This is a genomic window from Sulfitobacter sp. EhC04 (genome assembly GCF_001650875.1).
Lineage (GTDB): Bacteria > Pseudomonadota > Alphaproteobacteria > Rhodobacterales > Rhodobacteraceae > Sulfitobacter.
Genome location: NZ_LXYI01000087.1, coordinates 1 through 1,243 on the forward strand (window position 1 = coordinate 1; position 1,243 = coordinate 1,243).

Annotated in this window: 1 protein-coding gene and 1 tRNA gene; both read right to left on the bottom strand. The window is 53.1% G+C overall.

The features are described 5' to 3' along the window. Window positions 1-114 precede the first annotated feature (114 nt). Window positions 115-972 carry a glycosyltransferase family 2 protein gene (locus A8B82_RS21625; RefSeq protein ID WP_067297297.1) on the bottom strand — a complete coding sequence of 286 codons (858 nt, stop codon included), beginning with the start codon at window positions 970-972 and terminating at the stop codon, window positions 115-117. A gap of 43 nt (window positions 973-1,015) precedes the next feature. Continuing rightward, window positions 1,016-1,091: transfer RNA gene (locus tag A8B82_RS21630), tRNA-Ala, on the bottom strand. Window positions 1,092-1,243: the final 152 nt, after the last annotated feature.

A 1,243-nucleotide genomic window follows, 5' to 3' on the forward strand; every position in this document is an offset into this window, starting at 1 on the left:
CAAACAGTGTTGTTATTGTATCTCTCTTTACGATGTCAATCACGCGCATCCAATGGATGTCACGAGCCGTCCGATTGGACGAGCAAACGCGCCATAGCGCGCTTGCTGATCTAATCAGCAGTATTTGAACCACTCTGGCAGTACCGTCCGGCTATCGAATGTAACCGATCTGGCCCTGAGCACCTTTTGCGAAGTTTCAAGGACAGGATCGCCTGCAATTGCATCATAGGCTTCCGCCTTAGCTGCCATCCAGTCAATCGCCGGGGCTTTTTGAAACATGTCAAAGAACTTCATGGCGTCCTTGTCTGCGTGCAACCATGCTTTCCCTGGCAAACCATCCTCTTTCCCCGCAGCGATCTCTGACCGATGCGCGTTGGCTTCGGTAAGGGCGTCGATGCTGGCATACTTTAGATGCGCAAGGTAGACACCTTCCGGCATCACCATCACTGCATCCCCTGTCAGGTTAATGCCATGTCGAACCAGATGAGTGCCACGCTTCACTGCCCAGGCCTTGCTGTAGTGACCCGAGAAAACCGCATTGCTGCGCTTTGTCAGCGCAGCATCTGTTGCCTTCATCATGTCATCCTCGACACCTTCAACAACGTTCAACCCGAGGGCAAACAATGCGTTGGATCGACGATGCGACCTGAACAAACCGGCGAAAGATGCGTAATGCGCTGGATCAATGCAGATCAGCTCATCCGCGTCTGTCCTGATCACCCAATCATATATGACACCCAATCCGTCCTGGATGCTGTTGAGCAATTGCCCCCGCATCCTGTCGAAACCGGTCAGGTCCGTCCGTGGAACCGTTATCACATTCGCCCGAGGGCAAAGTGCAGCGATCTTTGGGTCAGATCCGTGAGCCACAATGAACAAGTTATCCGAACCAAGATGCCGTGAATAATGTGCGTACCATTGTGATAACGCCCAGTAATCTCGGTAAACCATTGTGATCGCACATATCTTCATGCCCCCCTTCTAGCCACGATGGCCACCTGAGAACAAGAAGTAATGGTGGAGCCTAGGAGGATCGAACTCCTGACCTCCTGAATGCAAATCAGGCGCTCTCCCAGCTGAGCTAAGGCCCCAGTTGATTTTGCGCCGCAAAATCGACGTCGTGCTGGCTGGGTATTGCCAAAGGCAATGTCCCGAGAAGCACCTCTAGCCATTTTCGTAACCTTCGCTGCGCGAAGGCGCTACCATGGCAACGCTCCCTTGCAAGCAAGGAAGCTTGGTGGGT